At 40.9% G+C, this 26,158-nt stretch carries 23 protein-coding genes and 2 tRNA genes; 6 read left to right on the forward strand and 19 right to left on the reverse strand.

What is annotated here, in order from left to right:
- Positions 1-97: 97 nt before the first annotated feature.
- The 3 genes from adhE to NSS60_RS14460 all read right to left on the reverse strand — a co-directional run bounded on the left by adhE (position 98) and on the right by NSS60_RS14460 (position 4,474).
- Entirely contained in the window at positions 98-2,701 is a 2,604-nt protein-coding gene (gene adhE, locus NSS60_RS14450; protein WP_004893191.1) for a bifunctional acetaldehyde-CoA/alcohol dehydrogenase, read from the reverse strand.
- Between the two features lie 175 nt (positions 2,702-2,876).
- Positions 2,877-3,104, reverse strand: a complete 228-nt coding sequence (locus NSS60_RS14455; protein WP_004893192.1) for a hypothetical protein — start codon at positions 3,102-3,104, stop codon at positions 2,877-2,879.
- 89 nt (positions 3,105-3,193) lie between these two features.
- On the reverse strand, positions 3,194-4,474 hold the full coding sequence (locus NSS60_RS14460; protein WP_035019043.1) for a transcriptional regulator: 1,281 nt from the start codon (positions 4,472-4,474) through the stop codon (positions 3,194-3,196).
- Positions 4,475-4,614: 140 nt separating this feature from the next.
- On the opposite strand from NSS60_RS14460, the gene NSS60_RS14465 reads away from it, so the two are divergent.
- From NSS60_RS14465 to NSS60_RS14490, 6 genes are all read left to right on the forward strand, one after another.
- Positions 4,615-6,129 (forward strand): FAD-dependent oxidoreductase, encoded by a 1,515-nt coding sequence (locus NSS60_RS14465; RefSeq protein ID WP_004893198.1) that lies wholly within the window; start codon positions 4,615-4,617, stop codon positions 6,127-6,129.
- A 197-nt stretch (positions 6,130-6,326) separates the two neighbouring features.
- Positions 6,327-7,382: an ABC transporter ATP-binding protein gene (locus NSS60_RS14470; protein ID WP_004893199.1), complete on the forward strand. Its 1,056-nt coding sequence runs from the start codon at positions 6,327-6,329 to the stop codon at positions 7,380-7,382.
- 1 nt (position 7,383) lies between these two features.
- On the forward strand, positions 7,384-8,181 hold the full coding sequence (locus tag NSS60_RS14475) for an ABC transporter permease (protein WP_004893200.1): 798 nt from the start codon (positions 7,384-7,386) through the stop codon (positions 8,179-8,181).
- On the forward strand, positions 8,178-8,957 hold the full coding sequence (locus NSS60_RS14480; protein WP_230456238.1) for an ABC transporter permease: 780 nt from the start codon (positions 8,178-8,180) through the stop codon (positions 8,955-8,957). Before NSS60_RS14475 ends, NSS60_RS14480 begins: the two co-directional genes overlap by 4 nt.
- A complete protein-coding gene (locus NSS60_RS14485; protein WP_004893202.1) occupies positions 8,954-10,027 on the forward strand; it encodes an ABC transporter substrate-binding protein in 1,074 nt (357 codons plus the stop codon). Before NSS60_RS14480 ends, NSS60_RS14485 begins: the two co-directional genes overlap by 4 nt.
- Positions 10,028-10,199: 172 nt before the next feature.
- Entirely contained in the window at positions 10,200-11,690 is a 1,491-nt protein-coding gene (locus tag NSS60_RS14490) for a peptide MFS transporter (protein ID WP_004893204.1), read from the forward strand.
- A gap of 23 nt (positions 11,691-11,713) precedes the next feature.
- Here NSS60_RS14490 and rlmH read toward each other — a convergent pair whose 3' ends face one another.
- The 16 genes from rlmH to NSS60_RS14570 all read right to left on the reverse strand — a co-directional run bounded on the left by rlmH (position 11,714) and on the right by NSS60_RS14570 (position 26,154).
- The gene (rlmH, locus tag NSS60_RS14495) at positions 11,714-12,193 is read right to left on the reverse strand and encodes a 23S rRNA (pseudouridine(1915)-N(3))-methyltransferase RlmH (protein ID WP_192949113.1); all 480 of its coding nucleotides are present in this window, start codon (positions 12,191-12,193) and stop codon (positions 11,714-11,716) included.
- Between the two features lie 83 nt (positions 12,194-12,276).
- Positions 12,277-12,432: a CxxH/CxxC protein gene (locus NSS60_RS14500; protein ID WP_004893206.1), complete on the reverse strand. Its 156-nt coding sequence runs from the start codon at positions 12,430-12,432 to the stop codon at positions 12,277-12,279.
- A 54-nt stretch (positions 12,433-12,486) separates the two neighbouring features.
- The gene (locus tag NSS60_RS14505; protein ID WP_004893207.1) at positions 12,487-13,695 is read right to left on the reverse strand and encodes a S1C family serine protease; all 1,209 of its coding nucleotides are present in this window, start codon (positions 13,693-13,695) and stop codon (positions 12,487-12,489) included.
- 117 nt (positions 13,696-13,812) lie between these two features.
- Positions 13,813-14,601, reverse strand: coding sequence for an MBL fold metallo-hydrolase (locus tag NSS60_RS14510; protein WP_004893210.1), 789 nt, complete (start codon positions 14,599-14,601; stop codon positions 13,813-13,815).
- Between the two features lie 45 nt (positions 14,602-14,646).
- A complete protein-coding gene (locus NSS60_RS14515; protein WP_004893211.1) occupies positions 14,647-15,393 on the reverse strand; it encodes a two-component system regulatory protein YycI in 747 nt (248 codons plus the stop codon).
- Complete coding sequence (locus tag NSS60_RS14520) at positions 15,380-16,381, reverse strand: YycH family regulatory protein (RefSeq protein WP_340720962.1); 1,002 nt, start codon at positions 16,379-16,381, stop codon at positions 15,380-15,382. Before NSS60_RS14520 ends, NSS60_RS14515 begins: the two co-directional genes overlap by 14 nt.
- A gap of 25 nt (positions 16,382-16,406) precedes the next feature.
- Positions 16,407-17,540, reverse strand: a complete 1,134-nt coding sequence (locus tag NSS60_RS14525; protein ID WP_064214037.1) for an IS4 family transposase — start codon at positions 17,538-17,540, stop codon at positions 16,407-16,409.
- A gap of 89 nt (positions 17,541-17,629) precedes the next feature.
- Positions 17,630-17,968 carry a two-component system activity regulator YycH gene (gene yycH / locus NSS60_RS14530; protein WP_340720940.1) on the reverse strand — a complete coding sequence of 113 codons (339 nt, stop codon included), beginning with the start codon at positions 17,966-17,968 and terminating at the stop codon, positions 17,630-17,632.
- A 5-nt stretch (positions 17,969-17,973) separates the two neighbouring features.
- On the reverse strand, positions 17,974-19,788 hold the full coding sequence (gene walK / locus NSS60_RS14535; protein WP_004893213.1) for a cell wall metabolism sensor histidine kinase WalK: 1,815 nt from the start codon (positions 19,786-19,788) through the stop codon (positions 17,974-17,976).
- A 4-nt stretch (positions 19,789-19,792) separates the two neighbouring features.
- Positions 19,793-20,497, reverse strand: coding sequence for a response regulator YycF (gene yycF / locus NSS60_RS14540; protein WP_004893214.1), 705 nt, complete (start codon positions 20,495-20,497; stop codon positions 19,793-19,795).
- Positions 20,498-20,595: 98 nt separating this feature from the next.
- Positions 20,596-20,668, reverse strand: a tRNA-Phe gene (locus tag NSS60_RS14545).
- Between the two features lie 51 nt (positions 20,669-20,719).
- A tRNA-Asp gene (locus tag NSS60_RS14550) sits at positions 20,720-20,795 on the reverse strand.
- A 96-nt stretch (positions 20,796-20,891) separates the two neighbouring features.
- Complete coding sequence (locus tag NSS60_RS14555) at positions 20,892-22,178, reverse strand: adenylosuccinate synthase (protein ID WP_004893216.1); 1,287 nt, start codon at positions 22,176-22,178, stop codon at positions 20,892-20,894.
- A 115-nt stretch (positions 22,179-22,293) separates the two neighbouring features.
- Positions 22,294-23,658, reverse strand: coding sequence for a replicative DNA helicase (gene dnaB, locus NSS60_RS14560; RefSeq protein WP_004893221.1), 1,365 nt, complete (start codon positions 23,656-23,658; stop codon positions 22,294-22,296).
- A gap of 76 nt (positions 23,659-23,734) precedes the next feature.
- On the reverse strand, positions 23,735-24,184 hold the full coding sequence (gene rplI, locus NSS60_RS14565) for a 50S ribosomal protein L9 (protein WP_004893223.1): 450 nt from the start codon (positions 24,182-24,184) through the stop codon (positions 23,735-23,737).
- Positions 24,181-26,154 (reverse strand): DHH family phosphoesterase, encoded by a 1,974-nt coding sequence (locus NSS60_RS14570; protein ID WP_340720941.1) that lies wholly within the window; start codon positions 26,152-26,154, stop codon positions 24,181-24,183. Before NSS60_RS14570 ends, rplI begins: the two co-directional genes overlap by 4 nt.
- Positions 26,155-26,158 lie beyond the last annotated feature (4 nt).

The raw sequence follows: 26,158 nt of genomic DNA on the forward strand, positions 1-26,158 counted from the left end.
ATGCTTACTCGATTTTATCTAGCACCACGGGTCACACATATAAAATACTATACTTGACAGAAGAACAACTTTAAATTCTTCCGTATTTAACTAACTGCTAAACCCCTTTATACGCTTGACGATAAATGTCAGCGAGGTCGCTCACTAACGGCAATTTTGGATTGGCTGTTGTACATTGATCTTCAAACGCTAATTCAGCGAGTTGTTCGACTTTGCTTTCAAACTCTTCTTTTTTCACACCTGTAGCTGCGATGCTTAGCGGCATATCGAGTTCTTTCGCGAGCTTAATGATTGCTTGAACAAGGCTTTCGACACCTTCTTCTGTCGTTTTTGCTGGCAATCCAAGCAGGCGAGCAATTTGAGCATAACGTTGATCAGCTACGAAATGTTCATACTTCGGAAACGCTGTAAACTTCTTCGGTTTTTGCGCGTTGTAACGAATGACATGCGGCATTAAAATTGTGTTCGCACGTCCGTGTGGGATATGGAATTCTGCCCCAAGTTTATGCGCTAAACTATGGTTAATGCCTAAAAATGCGTTCGCAAATGCCATACCAGCGATCGTTGATGCGTTATGCATTTTTTCACGCGCGACTTCATCGTTGCCGTTTTTATATGCGCGCGGCAAGTATTCAAAGACGAGTTGAATCGCTTTTAATGCTAATCCGTCTGTATAGTCGTTCGCCATGTTCGATACGTACGCTTCAATCGCATGTGTTAATACGTCCATACCTGTATCCGCTGTAATATGTTTTGGCATCGTCATGACGAATTGTGGGTCAACGATGGCGACATCTGGTGTTAACTCATAATCAGCGAGCGGATATTTGACGTTATTTTTCTTATCTGTAATGACCGCAAACGATGTCACTTCTGAACCTGTACCAGACGTTGTTGGAATCGCGACAAATTGCGCTTTTTGACCGAGTTTTGGATATTTAAATACGCGTTTACGAATATCTAAAAACTTTTGTTTTAAGCCATTAAAGTCGGTATTTGGATGTTCATAGAACAGCCACATCGCTTTCGCCGCGTCCATCGCCGAACCACCGCCGAGCGCGATGATGACGTCTGGCTGGAACGCATGCATCATGTCGGCACCTTTCATCACTGTTTCAATTGATGGATCTGGTTCAACTTCTGAGAAAATTTCGCAATGCACATAATCTGGACGTTTACGCAAATAGTATAACACTTTATCGACATAGCCGAGCTTCACCATACCTGGGTCTGTAACGATAAAGGCACGTGAGATGTTTGGCATTTTCGCTAAATATTGTGTCGCATGTTTTTCAAAGTAAATTTTTGGCGGAACTTTAAACCATTGCATGTTTACATTCCTTCTCGCTAATTTTTTAATGTTAATTAAATGTGTCGCACCGACGTTTGTCGAAACCGAGTTGCCTCCGAACGTACCGCAACCGAGCGTCAATGACGGAATGTATGCGTTGTAAATATCACCGATCGCCCCTTGTGAAGATGGTGCATTAGAGATGATTCGTCCTGCTTTCATTCGCTTACCGAATTCAAGAATGACGTCTTGATTTTCTGAATGAATGACAGCGGAGTGGCCAAGTCCACCGAACTCAAGCATTTCTTCTGCTCGTTTTAACCCTTCTTCTGTGCTATTCACCTTATAGCACGCCAATACAGGACTTAATTTTTCACGAGAAAGCGGCTCTTGCGGACCGACGCTTTTTAATTCTGCGACAAGAATTTTCGTATCAACTGGAACGTCCACACCGGCCATTTTTGCAATTTCATATGCTGGTTTACCGACAATATTCGGATTGACTGCACACGTATTTTCATTGATAACAAGCTTTTCAACTTTTTTCTTTTCTTCTTCGTTTAAGAAATAGCACTTATTTGCGATCATTTCGTTTTTCACCGCATCATAAATCTCTTTATCAATAATGACCGCTTGTTCAGATGCACAAATCATTCCGTTATCAAACGTTTTTGAAAGAATAAGGTCGTTCACCGCGCGTTTAATATTTGCTGTTTTCTCAATATAGCAAGGCACGTTACCAGGTCCAACCCCTAATGCTGGCTTTCCTGAGCTATATGCCGCTTTCACCATGCCTGCTCCACCTGTCGCAAGAATAAGCGAAACACCAGGGTGATGCATCAATTGTTGCGTCGCTTCGACAGAAGGAGTTTCAATCCATTGAATACAATGTTCTGGCGCACCCGCAGCAATGGCTGCATCGCGCAAAATACGTGCTGCTTCACTGCTACATTTTTGCGCAGATGGGTGGAACGCAAAAATGATTGGATTGCGCGTTTTAATAGAAATGAGCGCTTTAAACATTGTTGTTGAAGTCGGGTTCGTGACTGGGGTTACCCCGGCGATGACGCCTACTGGCTCTGCAATTTCAATGACGCCTTCCTGTTCATTTTCGCGAATAACGCCGACGGTTTTATCATATTTGATGTTATGATAAATGTATTCTGTCGCAAAAATGTTTTTAATAATTTTATCTTCATACACGCCGCGCTTTGTTTCTTCAATGGCTAGTTTCGCTAAATACATATGTTTATCAAGCCCAGCTAACGCCATTTGTTTAACAATATGATCAATCGTTTCTTGATCGTAATCACGAAACGCTTTAAGCGCTTTTTGAGCATTAGCAACGAGCGTATCAATCATTTTTGTAACTTCTTTCTTTTGGTCTAATACTTTTTCCTCCACAGCCATATAAGCCCCTCCCATAATCATTTTTGTGAAAAGATTCACAAATTAGTTGAAAATAAAAATGTGATTGTTTTCACATTTTTATTTTAATGAATTAGGTTTTGTTTGTGTGTGTCAACTTTGTGAAATATTGAGCAAATGTATTTTGTAAGAAAACTGCTTCTTGGAAAAGAAGCAGCTATTCACATACGGGATTGCGTGGAATCTTCGTAAACGAAATATCGTTGTACATACGCGTATTCCGTTTAACGATCACGACGTAGTTAACCGTCCATATATAAGAAGGAATATCTTGATCATCTTCAAACATCATCGCTTCAAATTCATCGCCAATCATCTTTTCGAATAATCCCAATGTATATGTTTCTGCATCTGTCGAAAAGTCTCTCCATTCACATATAAGCATCAGCCGTCACCTCAACTTTTCTGTTGTTACCATCATTGTAACATGATTTTTTATTTTTAGATTGTGAAACATTGAACAAATCATGAATATTACTTATTCGTTATATATGCCTGTCTCGGGTGATTCAGTTGTTCTGGATACTTCAAACGCATTTTCCCTTCCGCTAATAACTTTCCTAAATAATTGTTGCGCAGCCCGTCTGGCGTTCGATCTAATAAATAAGCTAATTCTTTTAACATTAATGGCCGATGGGCACATAGTTGCAAAATGACTTCTTCCATCTTTGCCGGTGCAAGCCTTTTTTTCTTACGCGCAATCTCAGCAATACTCCAGAGCTCTTGATCGATATTCGTTTCTTCTTCATTATTTACGGAGTTGGTTAGATTATTTATAGAGTTTTGGTCGCTATTACAGGAGTTATTTTCGCTAATTACGGAGTTAGGTCCGCTATTTACGCAGTTAGATTCTTTGTTTACGGACTCTAACTCTTTATTTATGGACTCTAACTCACTATTTATGGAGTTTTCGTCGCTATTATAGGAGTTTTCGTCGTTATTTATGGAGTCGGCTAGCTCTAGATTGTCTGACCAATCACATATCATCTCTAGATCATCGTCTTGTTTATGTCTTTCTGGAAAGGACACGATTGGTAATGTTATGACCGTCCGCTCCTGGAAATCGTATTGATCAATGACAGGTTGTTGCAAGCAAATCGTTTCGATCGTTTTCAAACCGACTCCAGCTCGTTTGCAAAAATGAATGTAAATAAACATTTTAAACACATTCGGATTACGCAAATGGCTAACACCGCCGCTAAATGCTTGTTCTAAAGGAATACCGAAAAGCCCGGGATTAGAAAATTGCACATATGAGCGTTGCCGTTCGACAATAATGCCCCCATCACCGTTGTAATCGGCATGAACAATCGCATTAACGAGCGCCTCATGCATAGCTTCTTTTTCAGCTTCTGATCCATCTTTTAGCTCGTTCATTACTTTAAAATAAAAATCGTAAATATTTCCCGACCACGTTCCGTCTTGGGATGTGAAACGATTTGACCAAAGCATATCGTCATCATATTCGCGATATTCTAAAAAATATTGTGGTAAAACTTCTGTAATCATTCGCTCTTCGCTAAACATAAGAAGTCCTGCGAGTGTGAGACCCTCTTTGCTTGTGTTTCGTATTTTTCCCCATGCTCCAATCTTATATAAAAAATCTTTCGTTTCTAAACCGTTCCATGGGTGGTTTGGCTTTACTTTCGCAAACTGCTCGCGATAATGGCGGACAGACTCTAAATGCAGTTCATTCAGTCCGTAATGCTCTAATACGATGTTATCTTGTAAACGAACACTTGCATCTTTATTCACTTTAACTCTCCCTCTTACGTTATGTTGTAAAAACATTTCTATACTCGTCTATTTCCATTTTATCATCTTTACAAATGTTCATCATAAACTTTTCGATTTGGGGAAAATTAAGAAAAACATGGATATGGAGGAACAAACTCATGTCTTTACCAAGGTTGTCTCAATCGTATTGGCTACAAACAACAACAATACCATCCTTTCCGCCTTTGACAAAGCCGATTAAAACGGATGTAGCAATTATTGGTGGAGGAATAACAGGTATTACAACCGCTTATTTGCTCGCTAAACAAGGCGTGCGTGTCGCTGTCATCGAAGCAGACCGGCTATGTAACGGCACAACAGGGCATACGACGGCAAAAATTACTGCCCAGCACGATCTTATTTACCACGAACTTATTTCACATGTCGGGGAAGAGAACGCTCGGAAATATTACGAAGCAAATGAAAAAGCTTTGCACGAGATTATACACATAGTGAAAGAAAACGACATTCGTTGCGACTTGTCGATTGAAGACGCATGCGTGTATACGACAGAAGAAACAAAATTACATGCGCTCGAAGCAGAGTGGAAAGCGTATGAAACGATCGGCATTGACGGAGCATATGTCGACCAACTGTCGCTTCCTTTTTCCGTTCAAGGTGCAATCATGATGCGCAACCAAACGCAATTCCATCCGCTCCATTATTTAAAAACATTAGTGGAACTCGCTGTCAAACATGGGGCATCTTTTTATGAACAAACCGTTGCACAACATATTGAGACATCGACAAGACCGGTTGTACAAACGAAAAATGGAGCAACGATCACTTGTGACACCGTTGTCATTTGTACTCACTTTCCATTTTTTGATCCTTCTTTTTATTTTGCTCGTTTACATGCCGAACGGTCATACGTTATTGCAGTCGAGTCGCATGAACGATTGCAAGGCATGTATTTAAGCGCAAATGAGCCAAAGCGCTCGCTTCGATCTGCCGTGCTGAACAACAGACCGCTTCTCTTGATTGGAGGCGAGTCGCATAAAGTCGGACAAGGAACAAACATGATGCAACATTACGAAGCATTACAGTCATTTTGTAACCACACGTTTGGATTATCAAATGTATTATATCGTTGGTCAGCACAAGACTTAGTAACGTTAGATCATCTTCCTTACATCGGCCCTGTCCGTGCTAGTTATCCAAACGTGCTTGTCGCGACAGGATATCGAAAGTGGGGAATGACGACAGGCACTGTCGCAGCCCACCTTTTAACCGATTTAACGTTGCAAAAAGAGAACAGCTATGCCCATCTATTTACGCCGTCACGATTTATCGCTCATCCATCGCTTCAAAACTTCGTGACAGAAGGAATCGATGTCGCTAAACATTTCTTAACCGGAAAGCTTGAATACGCCCTTCGTACCCCTCGCGACATATCGCCAGGAGAAGGAGCTGTAGTCAATGTAGACGGAAAACGGGCAGGTGCATACCGCGACGAACAAGGTACGCTTTATGTCGTCGACACGACTTGTACACATATGGGGTGCGAGCTTGAATGGAACAACAGTGAACACTCTTGGGATTGCCCATGTCATGGCTCTCGCTTTTGTTTTACCGGAAAAGTTTTAGAAGGACCTGCCATCGAACCGCTCCAGCGGATTGAAGGGGATGTATAATGAAAGGAGAAAGTTGAAAAATTGCTCGCAAAGGAAATACAAAAACAGCTCGAATCGGTCGTAAAAAATTACAAACATATGAGGTGGATCCGATCGGTTTTGTCTTATACGCACGCGCTTCAATAAAATGTTGCTGAATATAAAATGATCGTTCATAATGGACTTAAAAAATGGATAAATGAGGTGGGAAAAACAAAATGGACGATCGCGTCATCATTCGCTTTAACCATGTCACAAAACAATACGATGATGATCTCCCTGTGCTTGATGATGTTAGTTTTGACATCGAGCGCGGGAAATTTTATACGCTTCTCGGTCCGTCCGGCTGCGGAAAAACGACCATTCTCCGCTTAATTGCTGGTTTTATCGAACCGACAAAAGGCGATATTTATTTTCATGGCCAACGGATAAACCACGTGCCTTCAAATAAACGACGAGTGAATACGGTGTTTCAAGATTACGCACTTTTTCCTCACTTAAACGTATTTGAAAACGTCGCTTTTGGCTTACGTATTAAAAAAATACCGGAGGCAGACATTGAACGAAAAGTAAAAGAAGCGCTTCGTTTCGTCAACTTAGAAGGATACGAGCAACGCGCGATTCATGAAATGTCAGGGGGACAACGGCAGCGCGTCGCCATCGCTCGCGCCATCGTCAACGAACCGGACGTACTGTTGCTAGATGAACCGCTTTCTGCGCTCGATTTAAAGCTTCGAACAGAGATGCAATATGAGTTGCGTGAATTGCAGCGGAGGCTCGGTATTACGTTTATTTTCGTTACTCACGATCAAGAAGAAGCGCTTGCGATGTCTGATGAAATTTTCGTGTTAAACAAAGGAAAAATTGAACAACGCGGCACGCCAAAAGACATTTACGATGAGCCCGTCAATCGCTTTGTCGCTGATTTTATCGGGGAGTCAAACATCATTGTCGGGACGATGATTGATGACTTCGTTGTAGAGTTTGCGAATCAACAATTTACGTGCGTCGATCGCGGGTTTGCGAAAAATGAACGAGTCGATATTGTCATTCGCCCTGAAGACTTAGAATTAACAACCGCTGAACGCGGCAAGTTGCGCGTGCGTGTTGATTCTGTTTTATTTCGCGGTGTACATTATGAGCTTTGTTGTTATGATGCATATGGTAACGAGTGGCTCGTTCACTCGACGAAAAAGGCAGAAATCGGGGAAGAAATCGGCCTCCATTTTGAGCCAGAAGCTATCCATGTTATGAAAAGAAGCGGGGGGGAATAACATGCGCCGCTACGCTTATGCCATCCCGTATTGGTTATGGATCGGTTTGTTCGTCATTGCGCCGATTATTCTTATTGTGTACTATTCGTTCTTCGATATCGAAGGACATTTCTCGCTCGTCAATTATCAAACTTTTTTTACGCCAGTTTATTTACGAATGACATTAAATTCGTTTTGGTATGCATTTTTAATTACAGCATGCTCACTTCTTATCGCTTATCCGACTGCCTATTTGTTAACGAAAACGAAGCATAAGCAGCTATGGTTATTGCTTATTATTTTACCGACATGGGTCAATTTATTGTTGAAGGCATACGCCTTTCTCGGTTTGTTTGGCACGTATGGGGCAGTCAATGCACTATTTGAAGCGATTGGAATTGGAACGAAACAACTATTGTTTACGGACTTTAGTTTTGTTTTTGTATCTGTTTATATTTTTATCCCATTTATGATTTTGCCGATTTTTAATGCGCTTGAAAAATTAAACCCTTCTTTGATCGATGCAGCGCGCGACTTAGGAGCAAGCGAATGGACGACATTTCGTCGCGTCATTTTTCCGCTTACGCTTGATGGCGTGAAAGCAGGCTGTCAAGCAGTGTTCATTCCGTCGCTCTCGCTCTTTATGTTGACGCGATTAATCGCTGGAAACCGCGTCATTACGCTCGGCACCGCTGTCGAGCAGCATTTTCTCGTGACGCAAAACTGGGGAATGGGTGCGACAATCGCTGTCTTTTTAATGATTGCCATGGCCGGCATCATGGCTTTAACAGGAAATAAAAAATGGGGGGTGAGACAATGAAAGTTTCTCGCCTCTATTTAGCGTTTGTGTTTTTCGTGTTATACATGCCCATATTTTATTTAATTTACTACTCGTTCAACAGCGGCGGAACGATGCATCATTTTGAATCGTTTACGCTTGACTGGTATAAGGAAGTGTTTGCTGATACACGCTTGCTTATTATCGTTTTGCATACGATTATTATTGCCTTATTATCGTCATCGCTTGCGACAATCATTGGCGTTTTAGGAGCGATCGCCATTTATTATGCAAAACATCGCTGGAAGCAAACGTTGCTTACGCTAAATAACGTTTTAATCGTCAGCCCTGACGTCATTATCGGGGCATCGTTCCTGATCTTATTTACGATTGCGGGCATTCAGCTCGGATTTACGTCTGTCTTATTGTCTCATATCGCTTTCAGCATTCCGATTGTCGTGTTAATGGTGTTGCCAAAGCTGCAGGAAATGAGCCCGACGTTGATCGATGCAGCACGCGATTTAGGGGCAAACGAATGGAACGTCTTAACGAAAGTCGTCCTCCCATACATTACACCAGGCATTTTTGCCGGCTTTTTCATGGCGCTCACGTACTCGTTTGATGACTTTGCGGTCACGTTTTTCGTGACGGGCAATGGCTTTTCGACGTTGTCTGTTGAAATTTATTCACGTGCGCGTCAAGGGATTTCGTTATCAGTTAACGCTTTATCTACCCTTCTTTTCTTATTTACGCTTTTCCTCGTCGTTGTGTATTACATAATGACACAACGTGCTAGCGTTAAGGGGGGGAAAAAATGAAAAAATTACTGTCGCTTTTTGTGCTTGTTTGGCTCGCCTCTTTTAGTTTGCTTTATGCGACAAAAATGATCGAATCATCTGAAGGGTACGGCGGAAATAATACGTTAACGATTTATAACTGGGGCGATTATATTGATCCTGCGCTCATTAAAAAATTTGAAAAAGAAACCGGATTAAAAGTCATTTACCAAACGTTTGATTCGAACGAGGCAATGATGACAAAAATTTCCCAAGGTGGCGCGACATTTGATGTCGCTGTGCCGTCAGAATACGCCATCAGCAAAATGAAAGAGGAAGGGTTATTGTTGCCGATCGATCATTCGAAAATCCCAAACTTACGCTATATTGATGAACGTTTTTTGAACTTGTCATTCGATCCGGGCAATGAACATTCCATTCCTTACTTTTGGGGAACATTCGGCATCGTCTATAACCGCGCACTACTTGGTGGAAAAGAAATTACAAGTTGGAACGATTTATGGGATCCATCGTTTAAAAATCAAGTTTTGCTCATCGATGGCGCACGCGAAATTATGGGCATGGCGTTAAATAGTTTGCATTATTCCCTGAACGATACGAACAGGGCTCATTTACAACAAGCAAAACAAAAACTCGATAAGCTAACGCCAAACGTAAAAGCGATCGTTGGTGACGAAATTAAAATGCTTCTTGCAAATGAAGAGGCAGCCATCGGCATTGTTTGGTCGGGAGATGCGGCAGAAATCATGTGGGAAAACGAACGGCTTGATTATGTGATCCCAAAAGAAGGAACAAATTTATGGTTTGATAATATGGTCATTCCAAAGACAGCGAAAAACATTGAAGGTGCTCATCAATTTATTAACTTTATGCTTGACCCGAAAAACGCTGCCCAAAATGCCGAATACGTCGGCTACTCGACACCAAATAAAAAAGCGCTTGAATACTTGCCGAAAGAGATCGTTGAAGACGAACGTTTTTATCCAAGTGAACAGCTTGCTGATAAGCTTGAAGTATATGAAAACCCCGGTAAAAGCACGCTTGCGTATTACAATGAATTGTTTTTACAGTTTAAAATGCATCGCAAATAAGAGGATGGCGAAAAGCTATCCTCTTATATTATTTTAGAATTTTTTATTTACTTAATCTGTATATTGTTTTAAAATCATTATTTGTGAAGCCTTTTTATTACTAAGGATTGGCTTCATATAGAAAATACAGAAAATAAAAGTTATTATTTTCAAAAATGGAAGGGGTTTCGTTATGTCACAAAGCAGACAACGCATGATCGAGAGCGTTCCCCAACGCGGTTTTTTCGGCCACCCAAAAGGACTTTTTACATTATTTTTTACGGAGTTTTGGGAGCGCTTCTCCTACTATGGCATGCGCGCCATTCTCGTGTTTTACATGTACTATGAAGTATCAAAGGGCGGTTTAGGGCTGGATCAAACGACTGCTCTGGCAATTATGTCGATTTACGGTTCTCTCGTTTATATGTCAGGAATCATTGGCGGATGGGTTGCTGACCGATTGTTTGGAACGGCAAAAGCTGTGTTTTACGGGGGCATTTTAATTATGCTCGGCCACATTGCTCTAGCTGTTCCGGGAAGTGTGACAATGTTTTTTGTTTCGATGGTGTTAATCGTTCTTGGGACAGGATTGCTTAAACCAAACGTTTCAAGCGTCGTTGGAGATTTATATGCTGAAGGGGACCACCGTCGCGATGCGGGGTTTAGCATTTTCTACATGGGGATTAACCTCGGTGCCTTTTTAGCTCCGCTCGTTGTCGGAACGGTTGGCATGAAATATAATTTCCATCTCGGTTTTGGGATTGCCGCGATCGGAATGTTTTTCGGACTTCTCGTATTTGTCGCAACGAAAAAGAAAAATCTCGGTCTTGCGGGAACGCATGTACCAAACCCATTATCTGCAGATGAAAAGAAAAAAGTGTTCACATGGGGAGCAATTGGCGCAGCGATCATCGCTTTACTCGTTTTCATCGGCTCATCAATGAATATATTAACGATCGATTTGTTCGTCTCACTCGTTGGCATTTTCGGTATCGTCATTCCAACGATTTATTTCGTCGTAATGTATCGTAGTCCGAAAACGACAGATGTGGAACGTTCACGCATTATTGCTTATATCCCGTTATTCATCGCATCAGCGATGTTTTGGTCGATTCAAGAACAAGGTTCCACTATTTTAGCAACGTATGCAGATAAACGAACGCAGTTACATTTTGCTGGTATCGATCTTTCACCAGCTTGGTTCCAATCGTTGAATCCGTTGTTTGTTATTACGTTTGCGCCGATTTTCGCTTGGCTATGGGTGAAGCTAGGAGATAAACAACCATCCATTCCAAAGAAATTTTCTTTAGCTTTATTGTTTGCTGGGTTATCGTTTGTCGTCATTTTATTGCCGGCTTATCTCGGTGGAAACGACTCATTAGTGAGCCCTCTTTGGCTCGTGCTAAGCTACTTAATCGTTGTGTTTGGTGAGCTATGTTTATCACCGGTCGGCTTATCGGCAACGACAAAGCTCGCTCCAGCGGCATTTTCAGCTCAAACGATGAGCTTATGGTTTTTATCAAGCGCAGCCGCTCAAGCGATTAACGCGCAAATCGTAAAGTTTTATACACCAGAAACAGAAATGGCTTATTTCGGAACGATCGGTGGAATCGCCATCGTCTTTAGCCTCATTCTTTTCATCATCTCACCAAAAATTGAAAGCTTTATGAAAGGGGTAAAATAAGCGGCTGGATTCGGCCGCTTATTTTACTTGTGATACGGTTCTCCGCGATTGATACGGAATGCGCGGTAAATTTGCTCGGTTAAAATAAGACGCATGAGTTGATGTGGAAAGGTCATTTTTGAAAACGAAAGCGATTCGTTTGCCCGTTTCATGACGTCATCGCTTAAGCCGAGCGACCCACCGATGACAAAAGCAATTTTGCTTTTTCCATATGTCGCTAACCGATCAAGCGTTTGAGCGAACTGCTCAGAAGACATCATTTTTCCTTCAATCGCTAAGGCGATCACATGCATGTCATCCGTAACTTTTGCTAAAATACGCTCGCCTTCTTTCTTTTTGACGAGCTCCATTTGTTGTTCGCTTAACTGTTCTGGCGCTTTTTCATCAGCTACTTCAACGATGTCCATTTTCGCATATGTTGATAAGCGCTTCATATACTCTTCGATGCCTTGTTTTAAATATTTCTCTTTTAACTTACCCACGGCAATAATGTATATATTCACAAGTGATCCCCACTTTACAAACATAATATCCACAAGTTTTATCCACATATCCACAACACGAATCCACATATTGTGTAGAAACATTAGTTCCCTACTATATATACAGCGCGTTGTTCACAAAAATCGCATATTTCTTCTTTTTTATCCACAGAAATTGTTGATATTTCAGGTGCTTGTTGTTTTTCATCCACATACATATCAATAGCGAGTTCAACATGTTGTTCACAACATTTCCACACAATGCATCACTCCTTATTCATGAATGAAACGACAGGGAATTCCCTGACGTTTCATTATAACGAATGTTTTGCTAATTTCAATGTGACTGTTTTCTTTTTGCCATCACGGTAAAATGTTACTTTCATCGTATCGCCAATTTGTTTGCGATTATATAAATGCTTTCTTAACGCGATCACATCGGCAATTTTTTCGTCATCTAATGCCACAATGACATCAAATTCACGCAAACCAGCTTGGGCAGCTGGTGATCCCGGTTCGACTTGTAAAATAGCTACTCCTTCCGTGACGTTAGGAGGCAAATGAAGCGTCTGTTGCCAATGATAGGCTGGAATATCACTTAACGAGCGCAATTCTACGCCCATATACGGACGGCGAACTTGCCCAAACTTCTCTAAATCCGCAATAATTGGTTTGGCATAGTTAATCGGTATCGATAATCCGATTCCTTCCACAGCTTCTTGGGCAATTTTCATCGAGTTGATTCCAATGACTTGACCTTCGATATTTACGAGTGCGCCCCCACTGTTTCCTGGGTTAATGGCAGCGTCTGTTTGTAGTACTTCTGCATGCCAATCCGGAATACCGTCTTGATCAATATCAATTGGGATTGTACGATTTACGCCAGAAATAATTCCTTGTGTCACAGAACCTGCAAATTGCAAGCCAAGTGGGTTTCCGACCGCAATGACCGGTTCTCCTACTTTTACGACGTCGGAGTTGCCAAATTCGGCTACGTTTGTGACATGTTTCGCATCGATTTCTAATACAGCTAAATCCGTCCACACATCGCTTCCAAGCAGGCGCGCTTGTACTTTTGCTCCGTCGCTTAAACTTACTTCCACACGACTTGCACCTTCAATAACGTGATGGTTCGTTACGATATATGCCTTATTTCCTTCTTTTTTATAAATGACCCCCGAACCAGTTCCTGCTTCTCCACCTTCCGACCAAAAGCTCGCCTCTTGAATATTGACAATGCCAACAACAGCATCCGATACTCTATTCACCGCTTTTGTTACTTGAGTCACAACATCGACAGCTACACTTTTATCTACTTTTGGTTGCTCTGTTACAGTCACTTGTTTTTCTTCCGTTTGTTCGAGCTCATAAGGCAAGACATCCCATTTCACTAAAGAAGGAACGGCAACGATAACAAGCATTCCACCTAATACAGCTCCAACAAAACCTGCTAAGAACGTTCCTCTACGATTTCCTTTTTGTTTTTGACGAATATGTTCATAATGATCATCATAATAACCCATCTTTCACCCATCCTTTCTTTATAACATGTTGCTCCCTTTTTCATTATAATACTCTTTTTTCCTAACTACCTAATCTAATGATATACATACAATATATTGGTGAAAAAACGATGAAATTTATACAGAAATAAGCTCCGTTGGACGAGCCGGATCTGTATCGTACAGTTGAAAAGATTCCCCTACAATGATCCCTTTTCTTTCAAGCGTCTGAGCGACCGTCATGCGTGCTAATTCTTTCATATTGTTATCTTGGCTTAAATGCGCTAAATAAATGCGCTTTGTTTTGTCACCAATGACATCTGCTAGAGCGAGACCTGCGTCTTCATTCGATACATGTCCAACATCGCTTAAAATACGCCGTTTAATGTTCCAAGGATATTTTCCCATACGTAACATTTCTACATCATGGTTACTTTCAAATACAAATACATCGGCATGCCGAATGACACCTTTCACGCGTTCACTCACATATCCTGTATCTGTAATGAGAGCTAACTTTTTTCCTTCATAATGAAACACATAAAACATCGGCTCTGCAGCATCGTGAGACACACCGAACGATTCCACATCCAAATCTCCGAACGTACGAACAGAACCTGTCGGAAAAATAAATTTTTGTTCAGATGGGATATCACCAATAAGACTTTCCATCGCTCTCCACGTTTTTTCATTCGCATAAATCGGGAGGCAATACTTACGGGCGATCACACCTAGTCCTTTAATATGGTCGCTATGTTCATGCGTTACTAAAACACCGGTTATATCTTCAATATGACGATCAATGTCGGCAAATAGTTGTTCTAATTGTTTCCCGCTTAATCCAGCATCAACAAGCAATCGTTCACGTTCCGTTTCTACATAAAAGGCATTTCCTGTGCTACCACTTGCTAGAACGCTAAACCTCATCTAATTCACTCCAACACTTTATTTTCATCACTAATCACTTGTCCTTCAAATGCATTTGACATAATAATCCGTTTCTCCATTCACAACAACATGCCACGTCGGTGTTAATACTTGCGAAGCAGTAAATTGGACAAGTGCATAATAGCCAAGATCGATTTTTGTTACTCGATCGCCCGGCTTTAAGTAATTTCGTTTATACAACGTTTCTAACGCTTTAATCGCTGGTAAAATCTCTTGCTTTTTCTCATCCTTTTCTAAGTCGATGAGCAATGTTTGTTCATAACCGACCATCTCATTTTTGTCGTTCACATAAATAAGTAACATACTGCTCATATTTTTATAAATTGTTTTTCCGTCATATTGCTGAAAATAAATGAGCGCTTGTAAATGCTCATCATATTTCCAAAACGTATATTGATCACCAGCAATTATATTTTGCTTTAAAAATTCCGTTAACCGATAGCCATCTTTCGGGTCTTGTAGGGGAATGGGTTTAATAAAATGGGCTTGTAGCACCGTTTCATTTGCAGCTTCGACTTGTTGGTTCGTTAATTTTTTCACTTCATCTTCTGTGAATGTTTTACTTTTCCCACTCACATATGTCGATTTTGTGATCTCTTTTGGTAAATCGACATATGTAATGCCATCCGCTTCGAGCTGTTCCTCGATTGTCGCTTCTAAAATGACATCAAGCTGGCTACTATTTTTTTTCTGGATAAATTGATAACCTAAAAATATATCAAGAATGAGGAATGTAATAATAAAAATGGTTTTCGTTTTACTCCAATCCAATGATATCCCCTCTTCGTTCATCTGTCGTCATCACAATTTTCCGCCACGTTCCGTTATACAAACAATACCAAGATGGTTCTAAAACGACGATATTTTCTCGCTCTGAATCGCGAACAAGTTCGTAGCCAATTGAAATGTCGTCAATAAATTCATGTTGAATATTTTTTTGTTTTTTCAACTGATCGATGACTTCGTATCCAGACGAAAGTGTAATTGGCAAACTCACGCGGTCGGGAATCGCTAATGTGAATAACGGACGTTGGTAATTTATAATCTCGTTTTCCCCCCATATTTGCACAATTTCCGCCATTCCGTAACGATTAAATACAGGGTAGCCATTGGCGAACAAACGAAAAGTTACTTTTCTCCCGTTTTCGTCTAAGCGATCAAAATAATACGTGTCTGTCCAACCGCCATGATCGTTCACAAAATCAATACTTTTTTGCAAAATAGTTGGGTCAAACGTTTGTGTTTCACCACGAGCTGCTGGATTGACGTACAACAGTAATTTTTTAGATAAATCAACGTCCATTAAGCGTGATCCATCTGTGTATTCCTCGCCAAAATCGAGTACATCTTTTTTCACAAAACTTGGGTCTGTAAATAATGCATCTTTAAAACGATCTGTACTTAACTCATCCATATAATATTGCAATCGGTTTAATACGAGCGGACGCGCTGGTAAAAACAACGATTTTGTTTCGCTAATGTCATAAGATAAAAACGGGGTATAACGTTCTGCCCGCGCATAATATGTTTGTTTCAAATTTTCGATTGCTGCATCTTGAACAACCGCTTTATATATACGCTTTTCATTGACAGATACGAAATAGACAGTCACCTCTCCTTCGTTTTCATTCATCGGAATGATGATGCGATCGAACTGAACTTTTTCGACATCTTGATCTTCAAACTGAAACATCGTTCGATACATTTCAATCGGTATGTCATCGGGATAAATAATTTCAATTTTTCCTTTTCCACGGATAAAGGAAAGAAATCACGGCTGTTGATTATCCAAAATTAGGCATACTCCTCCCATATATTCGGGCATACTCAAATAAGACAGCTGCCATCTCGGATTTCCATTCGAGAGGAAGTTGCCCAGAGAAAAAACGACGGACAAACGAAAGAAAGGTAAGGGACGAGGTTGTCCGTTTTTCCGTTCGATGATATAGCCATCTCAGTAACACATAAGCGATAAATGCCGCAAAAAGTTGGTTGTATACCGCATGCTCGTTGTTGCCAAATAAGGTCGGAACGTTTAGATATTGCTTGATCCATCGGAAAAACACTTCCACTGTCCAACGTTCTTGATACATCTCGGCAATCTTTTCCGCCGATGCCTCTAAGACGTTCGTGACCACACGGATTTCATGCCCGTTCGCATCCTGAAAGATCACGACGCGATGGCGCTTTTTGGAACGACATTGTTTCGTTCCTAACTGGCAAGTAAAATCCGCCACAATAGAAGAAGAGGAGGAAGAAAGGCGCTTTAGGCTCTTTTTTTGATGGATCTCGACATTGTCTTTCATCCGAATCACAAACGGTTGCTTCTGTTCGACAAACCGATCGAGGCGTTCAATTTTAAAGTACGCTCGATCTTCGACAAGAACCGTTTGTACGTCTGTGAGCCGCTCTCCCACCGGTCCATCGTGGCGCAACCCTACGGTTTCTACGATGTCGCTCGGCATTTGTTGCTCAGGGGAATACGCGACGTGCATTTTCACTCCGGATCGTTCCCCATGATAGGGTGCCCATGTCAGGCGGTTTTTCCCCACGGTGACGGTCGTGGAGTCTACTATACGCAATGCTTTTGGAAAGCGAAGCGAACGGCGGGTTTGGCGATTGCACTTAGAAACAACCAAAGCAAATAAGCGCTTCATCACCTCGTACGGAACTTCTTTCGCTTTCTTAGAAACCGTCGAGTAATGAAACGTCGGCAATCCGTACATTTTCGCCACATCGGCACCATGACGGAAACTTTTCCATTCGTGAAGTGCCGCCAGCAGAAAAAAATCAACCAACGTGCGCACCGTAAACGTCCGCGAAGTGTCATGGTAGCCAACGGCTTCGGTAATCGACTGGAGATCTTCATCAGAAACAATTTTTTGCATCAAATTTGGGAGTGTGGTATGCTTGTGCATAGAGAGCACCTCCTAGGTTTGTTTGTGTTGTTACTTACATTCTACAGGAAAGGTGCTCTTTTTTCTATGTTTTTTATGGATATTATTGGTTAATCAACACGCCTGGAAAGAAATTGTTCTTTCTTTATCGTGCTTGATATGTTTTCGAAATGATCGAATGTCCAATTTTTCATCTCTTTCATAAATTTATAAATGTCCGAATGATGTGTTATCCCATAATGTTGTTCATTTTTATGAATGAAAATATAACGAGGCTGAATGACTGTGCCATAATCAACGGCGACATTACTGACAGGAACATTTTGAATGTATTTTGCGTTTTCGATGAAATCATATTTCGGTTGATACGTCCATAAACTCCACGTTAAAAAAACGCTCGTACATACAAGAATCGTCAATACAATTGACTTGATCGTTTCGTATTTCATCGTTTTCATCCTTTTTTCTGTTGTTCAATCGGCAAAGTAAAGTAAATGGTTGTCCCTTTTCTTTCTTGACTTTCTGCCCAAATACGCCCACCATGTGCAACGACAACCTCTTTTGCAATCGCAAGACCTAATCCTGTTCCGCCGAGCTTACGCGAACGTGCCTTGTCGACACGATAAAAACGCTCAAAAATTTTCGATAAATCGGATTTCGGAATGCCGACTCCTTCATCTTTCACACTTACTTGAATGTAATCTTCTACTTTTTCAACACGAAACGTAATTGTTCCGCCTTGTGGCGAGTATTTAAGCGCGTTCGAAATAATATTATCAAGCACTTGAGTAATTTTATCTTCATCCATATAAACAATTATTTTTTCATCTGGAAAGTCACGAACAAACGAAACATTTTCTTTTTTTGTTAATTCAAATCGATCAATGACTTTATGGAAATATGGAATAAAATGTACACGTGTTTTTTTCAATTTATAGTCTTTACTGTCGAGCTTAGAAAGCTGTAACAAATCATTAACGAGACGAATCATTCGTTCTGTTTCGTTTTGTGTCACTTCAATAAATCTCGGAGCAATTTCTTCATCTCGCCACGCTCCGTCCGCCAGTGCCTCTAAATAACTGCGCATCGTTGTTAACGGCGTTCGCAATTCATGGGACACATTGGCTACAAACTCGCGACGATCACGGTCAATTTTTTCATGCTCTGTAATGTCATGCAGTACGACAATTAAGCCATTCACAAGCCCTTTTTCTTTTTGAATGACAGATAAAGAAGCGCGCAAAATATACATTTCGTCGTCCGTACTAAAGTCTAAAATTAACGTTTCACGTTCTTCAATTAACGTTTCGAACGTATATTGTTCATCTAATCCTAATACCGTCACAATCGGTGCTGAAAGCACTGTTTCACGTGAAACATTTAAAATGTTGAGGGCGGCATCGTTAATTAAAATGATTCGTCCTTTTCGGTCTGTTGCAATAACCCCATCTGTCATATGTGTTAATACCGATTCTAATTTACGTCGCTCTCCTTCTGTCGTTGCTTGCGCTTCTTGCAATTTTTTCGTTAAGTTGTTAAAACTGAGCGCGAGTTGTCCAATTTCATCGTATCCATACACTTTTACTTTTCGAGAAAAATTACCTTTTGCCATTGCCAATGCTTGTTTACGCATATCTGAAATTGGTCGTGTAATCGTCTGTGCTAATAAAATGCCTAATAACGCCGTAATGACTAAAGCAATGCCCGTTCCAGTCGCTAAAATGTTATTAATTTGCCTCATTTGCGCAAAAACGTTCTCCATCGAGGCGATGACATAAATCGCCCCTTTAATTTCATTTTTCACTTTAATAGGCGTAGAAGAAATATACATGCGATGACCTGTTTTCGGGTCAACGCGCATTTTTTCTGTCATTTCACCGGCCACTAACGTTCGTTTAATTAATAAGTCTGTCATGCGCTTTCCGACAATATTTTGATTATATGGGTTCGATGTCCCTAACACTTTACTTTTATGATCAATGACGCGCACTTCGGAAATATCTTGCGAAACGAAGTCTTGTAAAATAGAACGAATTTCTTCCTCGATCGTCGGACTCTTTTTATCGCGTTCTTTGTTCATTTCTTGTTCAATGTTATAAGCAAGTAAAATAACGCGCTCGTTTAATGAATTTTTAAAGTTTTCAACAAGCTGCGCTTCCAACTGACGTACAAAATAAGCCCCAATAATTTGCATCGCAATTAAAATAAGTAAAATGTAAATCAAGGCAAATTTCACATGAATCGATTGAAATATGCTCACTTTTCTCATGCGGTTACTCCTGTTCCGGATTTCGTAAGTAATACCCGACCCCTCGTCTTGTTACAATCCATGTCGGGTGCGAAGGGTTATCTTCGATTTTTTCACGCAAACGTCGAACGGTGACATCCACGGTACGCACATCGCCAAAATAGTCATATCCCCATACCGTTTGCAGTAAATGTTCGCGCGTCATCACTTGTCCGATATGCTTTGCTAAATAGTGAAGTAGTTCAAATTCTCGATGGGTTAACTCAATTTGTTCTCCTCGTCTCGATACCGTGTAAGCATCTGGGTGAATCGTGAGCGGACCAATTTTTATTTCGCTCATTTCTTTTACATCTTGTTCTTGTCTTTGTTGGTGGCGACGTAAATTCGCTTTGACGCGCGCTAACAGCTCGCGTGTGCTAAATGGTTTCGTCACGTAATCGTCTGCGCCAAGTTCTAGCCCAAGCACTTTATCTATTTCAGAGTCCTTTGCTGTTAGCATAATAATAGGCATATCGTATTTTTTACGAATTTCACGACATACTTCCATGCCATCTTTTTGAGGTAGCATAATATCTAATAAAATTAAATCCGGTTGAATGTCTTCTACTTTTTGCAGCGCTTCTACACCGTCATATGCACAATGTACGTCGTACCCTTCTTTTCTTAAATTAAATTGCAAAATATCAGCAATTGGCTTTTCATCGTCGACAACTAAAATTTTTTTTTCCATGTACGTTCACTCCCCAAAGGCATATTTACATATAGTGTACCATGTCACCATTATAAAACAAAAAAGCATAGACACATATACGTATCTATGCTTGCAAGTGGCTCGGGACGGAATCGAACCGCCGACACAAGGATTTTCAGTCCTTTGCTCTACCGACTGAGCTACCGAGCCATATGTATAACTAACTTCCCAATTTTTATCGCATTGCTATTTCAATAAAAATGGCGGTTCCGACGGGATTCGAACCCGCGATCTCCTGCGTGACAGGCAGGCATGTTAACCCCTACACCACGGAACCGTATTTCAACAGACATCTATTATTCTATTATATAATTAGTAATAAGACAATAGTTTTTTTAAAAAAACGCCGACGAACGAGTCATCGACGTTTTTCTTATGCATATACGTTGCGGACAACATTCGTTTGAGAGCGGTCTGGTCCGACCGAGAAAATCGAAAGCGGAATACCCGTTAATTGCGAAATGCGCTCAACATAACGACGTGCATTAGCTGGAAGCTCGTCTAAACTTTTTACACCCGTAATATCTTCCGTCCATCCCGGCAATTCTTCATATACCGGCTCACATTCCGCTAATACTTTCAAACTCGCCGGAAACTCCTCTATGATTTGTCCTTTGTAACGATAAGCAACACAAATTTTCAACGTTTCAATACCTGTTAACACGTCGATCGAGTTTAATGATAAATCTGTAATTCCACTAACACGACGCGCATGACGAACAACGACGCTATCAAACCAACCGACACGGCGTGGACGCCCGGTTGTCGTTCCGTATTCACGACCTACTTCACGAATGCGATCACCAATTTCGTTGTTTAACTCTGTTGGAAACGGACCGTCACCAACACGTGTTGTATATGCTTTAGCTACACCAACAACATGTTTAATTTTTGTCGGACCAACACCTGCACCAATCGTAACCCCACCAGCAACAGGATTTGATGACGTAACAAACGGATACGTTCCTTGATCAATATCTAACATAACGCCTTGCGCGCCTTCAAATAAAACGCGTCGCCCTTCATCAAGTGCATCGTTTAATACGACAGATGTGTCACAAACATATTTGGCAATTTGCTGTCCATATTCGTAATATTCATCAAGAATGTGTTCTAATTTAAATCCTTCAACACCGTACACTTTTTCAAAAAGCACATTTTTCTCTGCTAAATTGCGCGCTAATTTTTCTTCAAACACTTCGCGGTCGAGCAAATCTGCGATTCGAATGCCGACACGTGCCGCTTTATCCATATAAGCAGGGCCAATGCCTTTTTTCGTCGTTCCGATTTTGTTAGCCCCTTTTCGTTCTTCTTCTACTTCATCAAGCTTTAAATGATAAGGCAAAATCACATGTGCGCGATTGCTAATGCGTAAATTGTCTGTGCTTACACCACGCTCATGCAAATACGCTAATTCTTGCACGAGCGCTTTCGGATCGACAACCATTCCATTTCCAATCACACAAATTTTATCTTTATAAAAAATACCAGAAGGGATTAAATGTAATTTATACTTTTCGCCGTTAAATACAATCGTATGTCCGGCGTTATTTCCACCTTGATATCGCGCAATCACTTCTGCATGCTGTGATAAAAAGTCTGTAATCTTTCCTTTTCCCTCATCGCCCCATTGTGTTCCAACAACAACAACTGAAGACATAGCGAGCACCTCCGCTTCATCAATTCCAAACATAGTAAGTGTACCAAATCAACTACGAAAAATCAATAAAAAACCGAACGTTTATATATTCATTTATGTTTTTTATTCGTATAAATTAAGCTCCAGGTGGAACGTTTGCATCATCGAAGCGGCGCTCTAAGTTGACAAACTTGTTGTACTCTTTTACAAAAGCAAGTTGTACAGTACCAACAGGACCGTTCCGTTGTTTCGCAATAATAATTTCGATAATGTTTTTGTTTTCTGATTCTTTGTCGTAATAATCATCACGATATAAAAAAGCAACAATATCCGCGTCTTGTTCAATACTTCCCGATTCGCGCAAGTCAGACATCATCGGTCGCTTATCTTGACGTTGCTCCACGCTACGCGAAAGCTGAGATAAAGCGATAACAGGAACATCTAATTCACGAGCTAGCGCTTTTAGCGAGCGGGAAATTTCCGATACTTCTTGTTGACGATTTTCACGATTGCGTCCACTTCCTTGAATGAGCTGCAAGTAGTCGATCAATATCATACCAAGTCCTTGTTCTTGTTTTAAGCGACGGCATTTGGCACGAATTTCACTAACACGAATGTTCGGCGTATCGTCAATAAAAATACCAGCATTCGAAAGACTTCCCATCGCCATCGTCAACTTTCCCCAATCTTCTGGCGTAAGTTTGCCGGTCCGCAAGTTTTGCGCATTAATGTTTCCTTCTGCACAAAGCATACGCATCACAAGCTGTTGTGCTCCCATTTCTAAGCTGAAAATGGCCACGTTCTCACCTGTACGTGTCGCCACATTTTGGGCAATATTTAATGCAAACGCTGTTTTCCCGACAGACGGACGAGCAGCAACAATAATAAAATCGCTTCGTTGAAATCCTGCTGTCATTCGATCAAGTTCAATAAAACCTGTTGGAATTCCCGTGATCTCACCTTTTCGGTTATGAAGCATTTCGATGTTGTCATACGCTTGAACAAGCACATCTTTTATATTTTGAAATCCCGTCGTATTTTTTCGTTGCGATACTTCTAAAATTTTACGTTCAGCTTCATTTAACACATCTTCGACTTCATCTTCACGCGTATAACCGTCTTGAGCAATCGATGTAGCCGTGCGAATTAAACGGCGCAAAATGGATTTTTCTTCTACAATTTTTGCATAATAGTGCACATTCGCCGCTGTTGGAACGGAATTGGCAAGTTCTGTTAAATATGACACGCCTCCTACTTCTTCAAGCGCATTTGCATCTGCTAGTTCCGATGTAACCGTCACTAAATCAACGGGCTCGCCACGATCAGATAGTTGTAACATCGTTCGGAAAATTTTTTGATGTGCCGCTCGATAAAAATCTTCGGGAATTAATATTTCTGAAGCGGTTGTGAGCGCGGATGGCTCTAGTAAAATCGCTCCGAGCACAGCTTGTTCAGCTTCGATATTTTGTGGGGGGAGTCGATCAGCAAATATGTCTGTCATGTACGCTCACCGTCCTTTCTCATAAGAAAAATGTGATTATATGCACGGAAAAAATCCGGCATAAAATCACATTTCATTACTTTTGCTCTTGTACATGTACTTTTAATGTAGCAGTTACTTCTGGATGAAGTTTAATTGGTACATTTGTATAGCCAAGCGCTCGAATGGCGTCATCTAATTCAATTTTTCGTTTATCAATTTTAATATCATGTTGTTGCTGAAGCGCCTCCGCAATTTGCTTGCTCGTAATTGAACCGAATAGACGACCACCTTCACCAGCTTTCGCAAACAATGCGACGGTTAACGTATCAATTTTTTCTTTCAGTTGCTTCGCTCGCGCTAACTCTTCTTCCGCTTCTTTCTTTTGTTTATTTTTTTGCGCTTCTAATGCTTTTAAGTTGGCTGGGGTTGCCTCGACCGCTAATCCTTGTTTAAATAAAAAGTTTTGCGCATAACCATCAGCAACGTTTTTTACTTCCCCTTTTTTTCCTTTTCCTTTCACATCTTTTAAAAAGATCACTTTCATGTGTCCTTACCTCCTGCAATATATTCTCGAATGGCTTCCTTCAATCGCTTTTCTGCTTCATCGATTGTAATATTGGCAAGCTGAGTGGCCGCATTCGTGAGATGACCACCACCATCAAGTTTTTCCATAATTAACTGCACATTCACATCTCCTAACGAACGGGCACTAATTCCGATCATTTGATCGTTTCGCTTCGAAATAACAAACGAAGCGACAACACCATTTAGAGATAATAGCGTATCCGCTGCTTGAGCAATTAAAACGGGATCATATGTTTCATTGGCGCTTCCCTTTGCAATCGCAAACCCGTGCTCATCAATGATAGCGTTCTCAATTATTTTAGCACGCTTAATGTAATGCTCAATATTTTCTTTTAACAGTTTTTGGACAAGTGTCGTATCCGCCCCTTGTGCGCGTAAATATGAAGCTGCATCAAACGTTCTTGATCCTGTGCGTAATGTGAAACTTTTCGTATCGACAACGATGCCTGCTAGCAAAGCTGTTGCCTCGAGCATAGATAATTTTGAAAGCTTTGGTTGGTATTGTAACAATTCTGTTACGAGCTCTGATGTAGACGAAGCATATGGCTCCATATATACGAGAATCGGATCTTCAATGAACTCTTCGCCACGACGATGATGGTCAATCACAACAACCCGATCTAATCGTAACAACAACCGTTCTTCTATAACGAGCGAAGGTTTATGCGTATCTACGACAACAAGCAACGTATCTTCTGTCGCCAACTCTAACGCTTGCTCGGGGGAAATAAACCGCGACCAGAGCTCCGTTTGCTTTTTCACTTCTTCAAGCAATCGTTGTACACCGGAATCAATTCGGCTCGTATCAATAACAATAAACGCTTCTTTCTCATTCATTTGAGCCACTTTTAAAATACCGATCGCCGAACCGATCGCATCCATATCAGGATATTTATGCCCCATAATAAACACTTGTTCACTTTCTAAAATGAGCTCCTTCAATGCATGTGATATAACGCGAGCTCGAACCCTTGTCCGCTTTTCCATCGGATTCGTTTTGCCACCATAAAATTTTACTTTTCCATTCGGTTGTTTAATCGCGACTTGATCACCACCGCGTCCAAGCGCTAAATCTAAACTAGACTGTGCTAACGTACCGAGTTCTGGCAAAGACGGGGAGTTTGTCCCTATTCCGATACTTAGTGTTAACGGCACATGATTTTTCGCTGTCTGCTCACGCACTTCATCTAAAATAGAAAATTTATTTTTTTCGAGTTGCTGTAAAATATGTTCGTTTAACACAGCAACAAAGCGGTCCGATGATGTCCGTTTCAAAAATAGACCATATTCGCTCGCCCATCTATTTAAGATGGATGTCACTTGACTATTGAGTTGGCTTTTCGTTTGATCATCCATCCCTTGCGTCACATCATCGTAATTATCAAGGAAAATGACACCTAATACGATTTTTTCCTGCTCATATTTTTGCTCTAATTGTGCTTGCTCGGTAATATCAAAAAAGTAAAGCAATCGTTCTTCTCGGCGAATAATGACTTTAAACGTTCGATCACGAAATGTAATGACTTCTTCTGTTGCCTCTGTTTTTATGAGTGGAACGAGTTGCTCAGCAACATCATATAATGATTGTCCAACGAGCGTATCCACTCCGAAACAAGAAGATAAAAAAGAGTTCGTCCATTCAATTTCTAACTCATCGTTAATGAGCATAATACCAATTGGCATCCCCATTAACGCTTCTTCCCCAACTTTTTTTATCCGGTAAGAGAGAGTAGAAATGTAATCTTCAATTTCCTCTTGAGCAACTTTATACGATCGAAATACGTGAAATAACGTAGGGCCAAGGAGCACAGCAGCGACTATCCCAATCATCCATTCAAAATACGTAACAATGATAAGCAGTACAAACGTAATACCGATTAAAACATACAAGGGATAGCGATGCCTCTGCTTTTCATATAAACTCGACATGAAC

Source organism: Anoxybacillus sp. FSL W8-0382, assembly GCF_038003845.1.
Classification (GTDB): Bacteria; Bacillota; Bacilli; order Bacillales; family Anoxybacillaceae; genus Anoxybacillus; species Anoxybacillus flavithermus_G.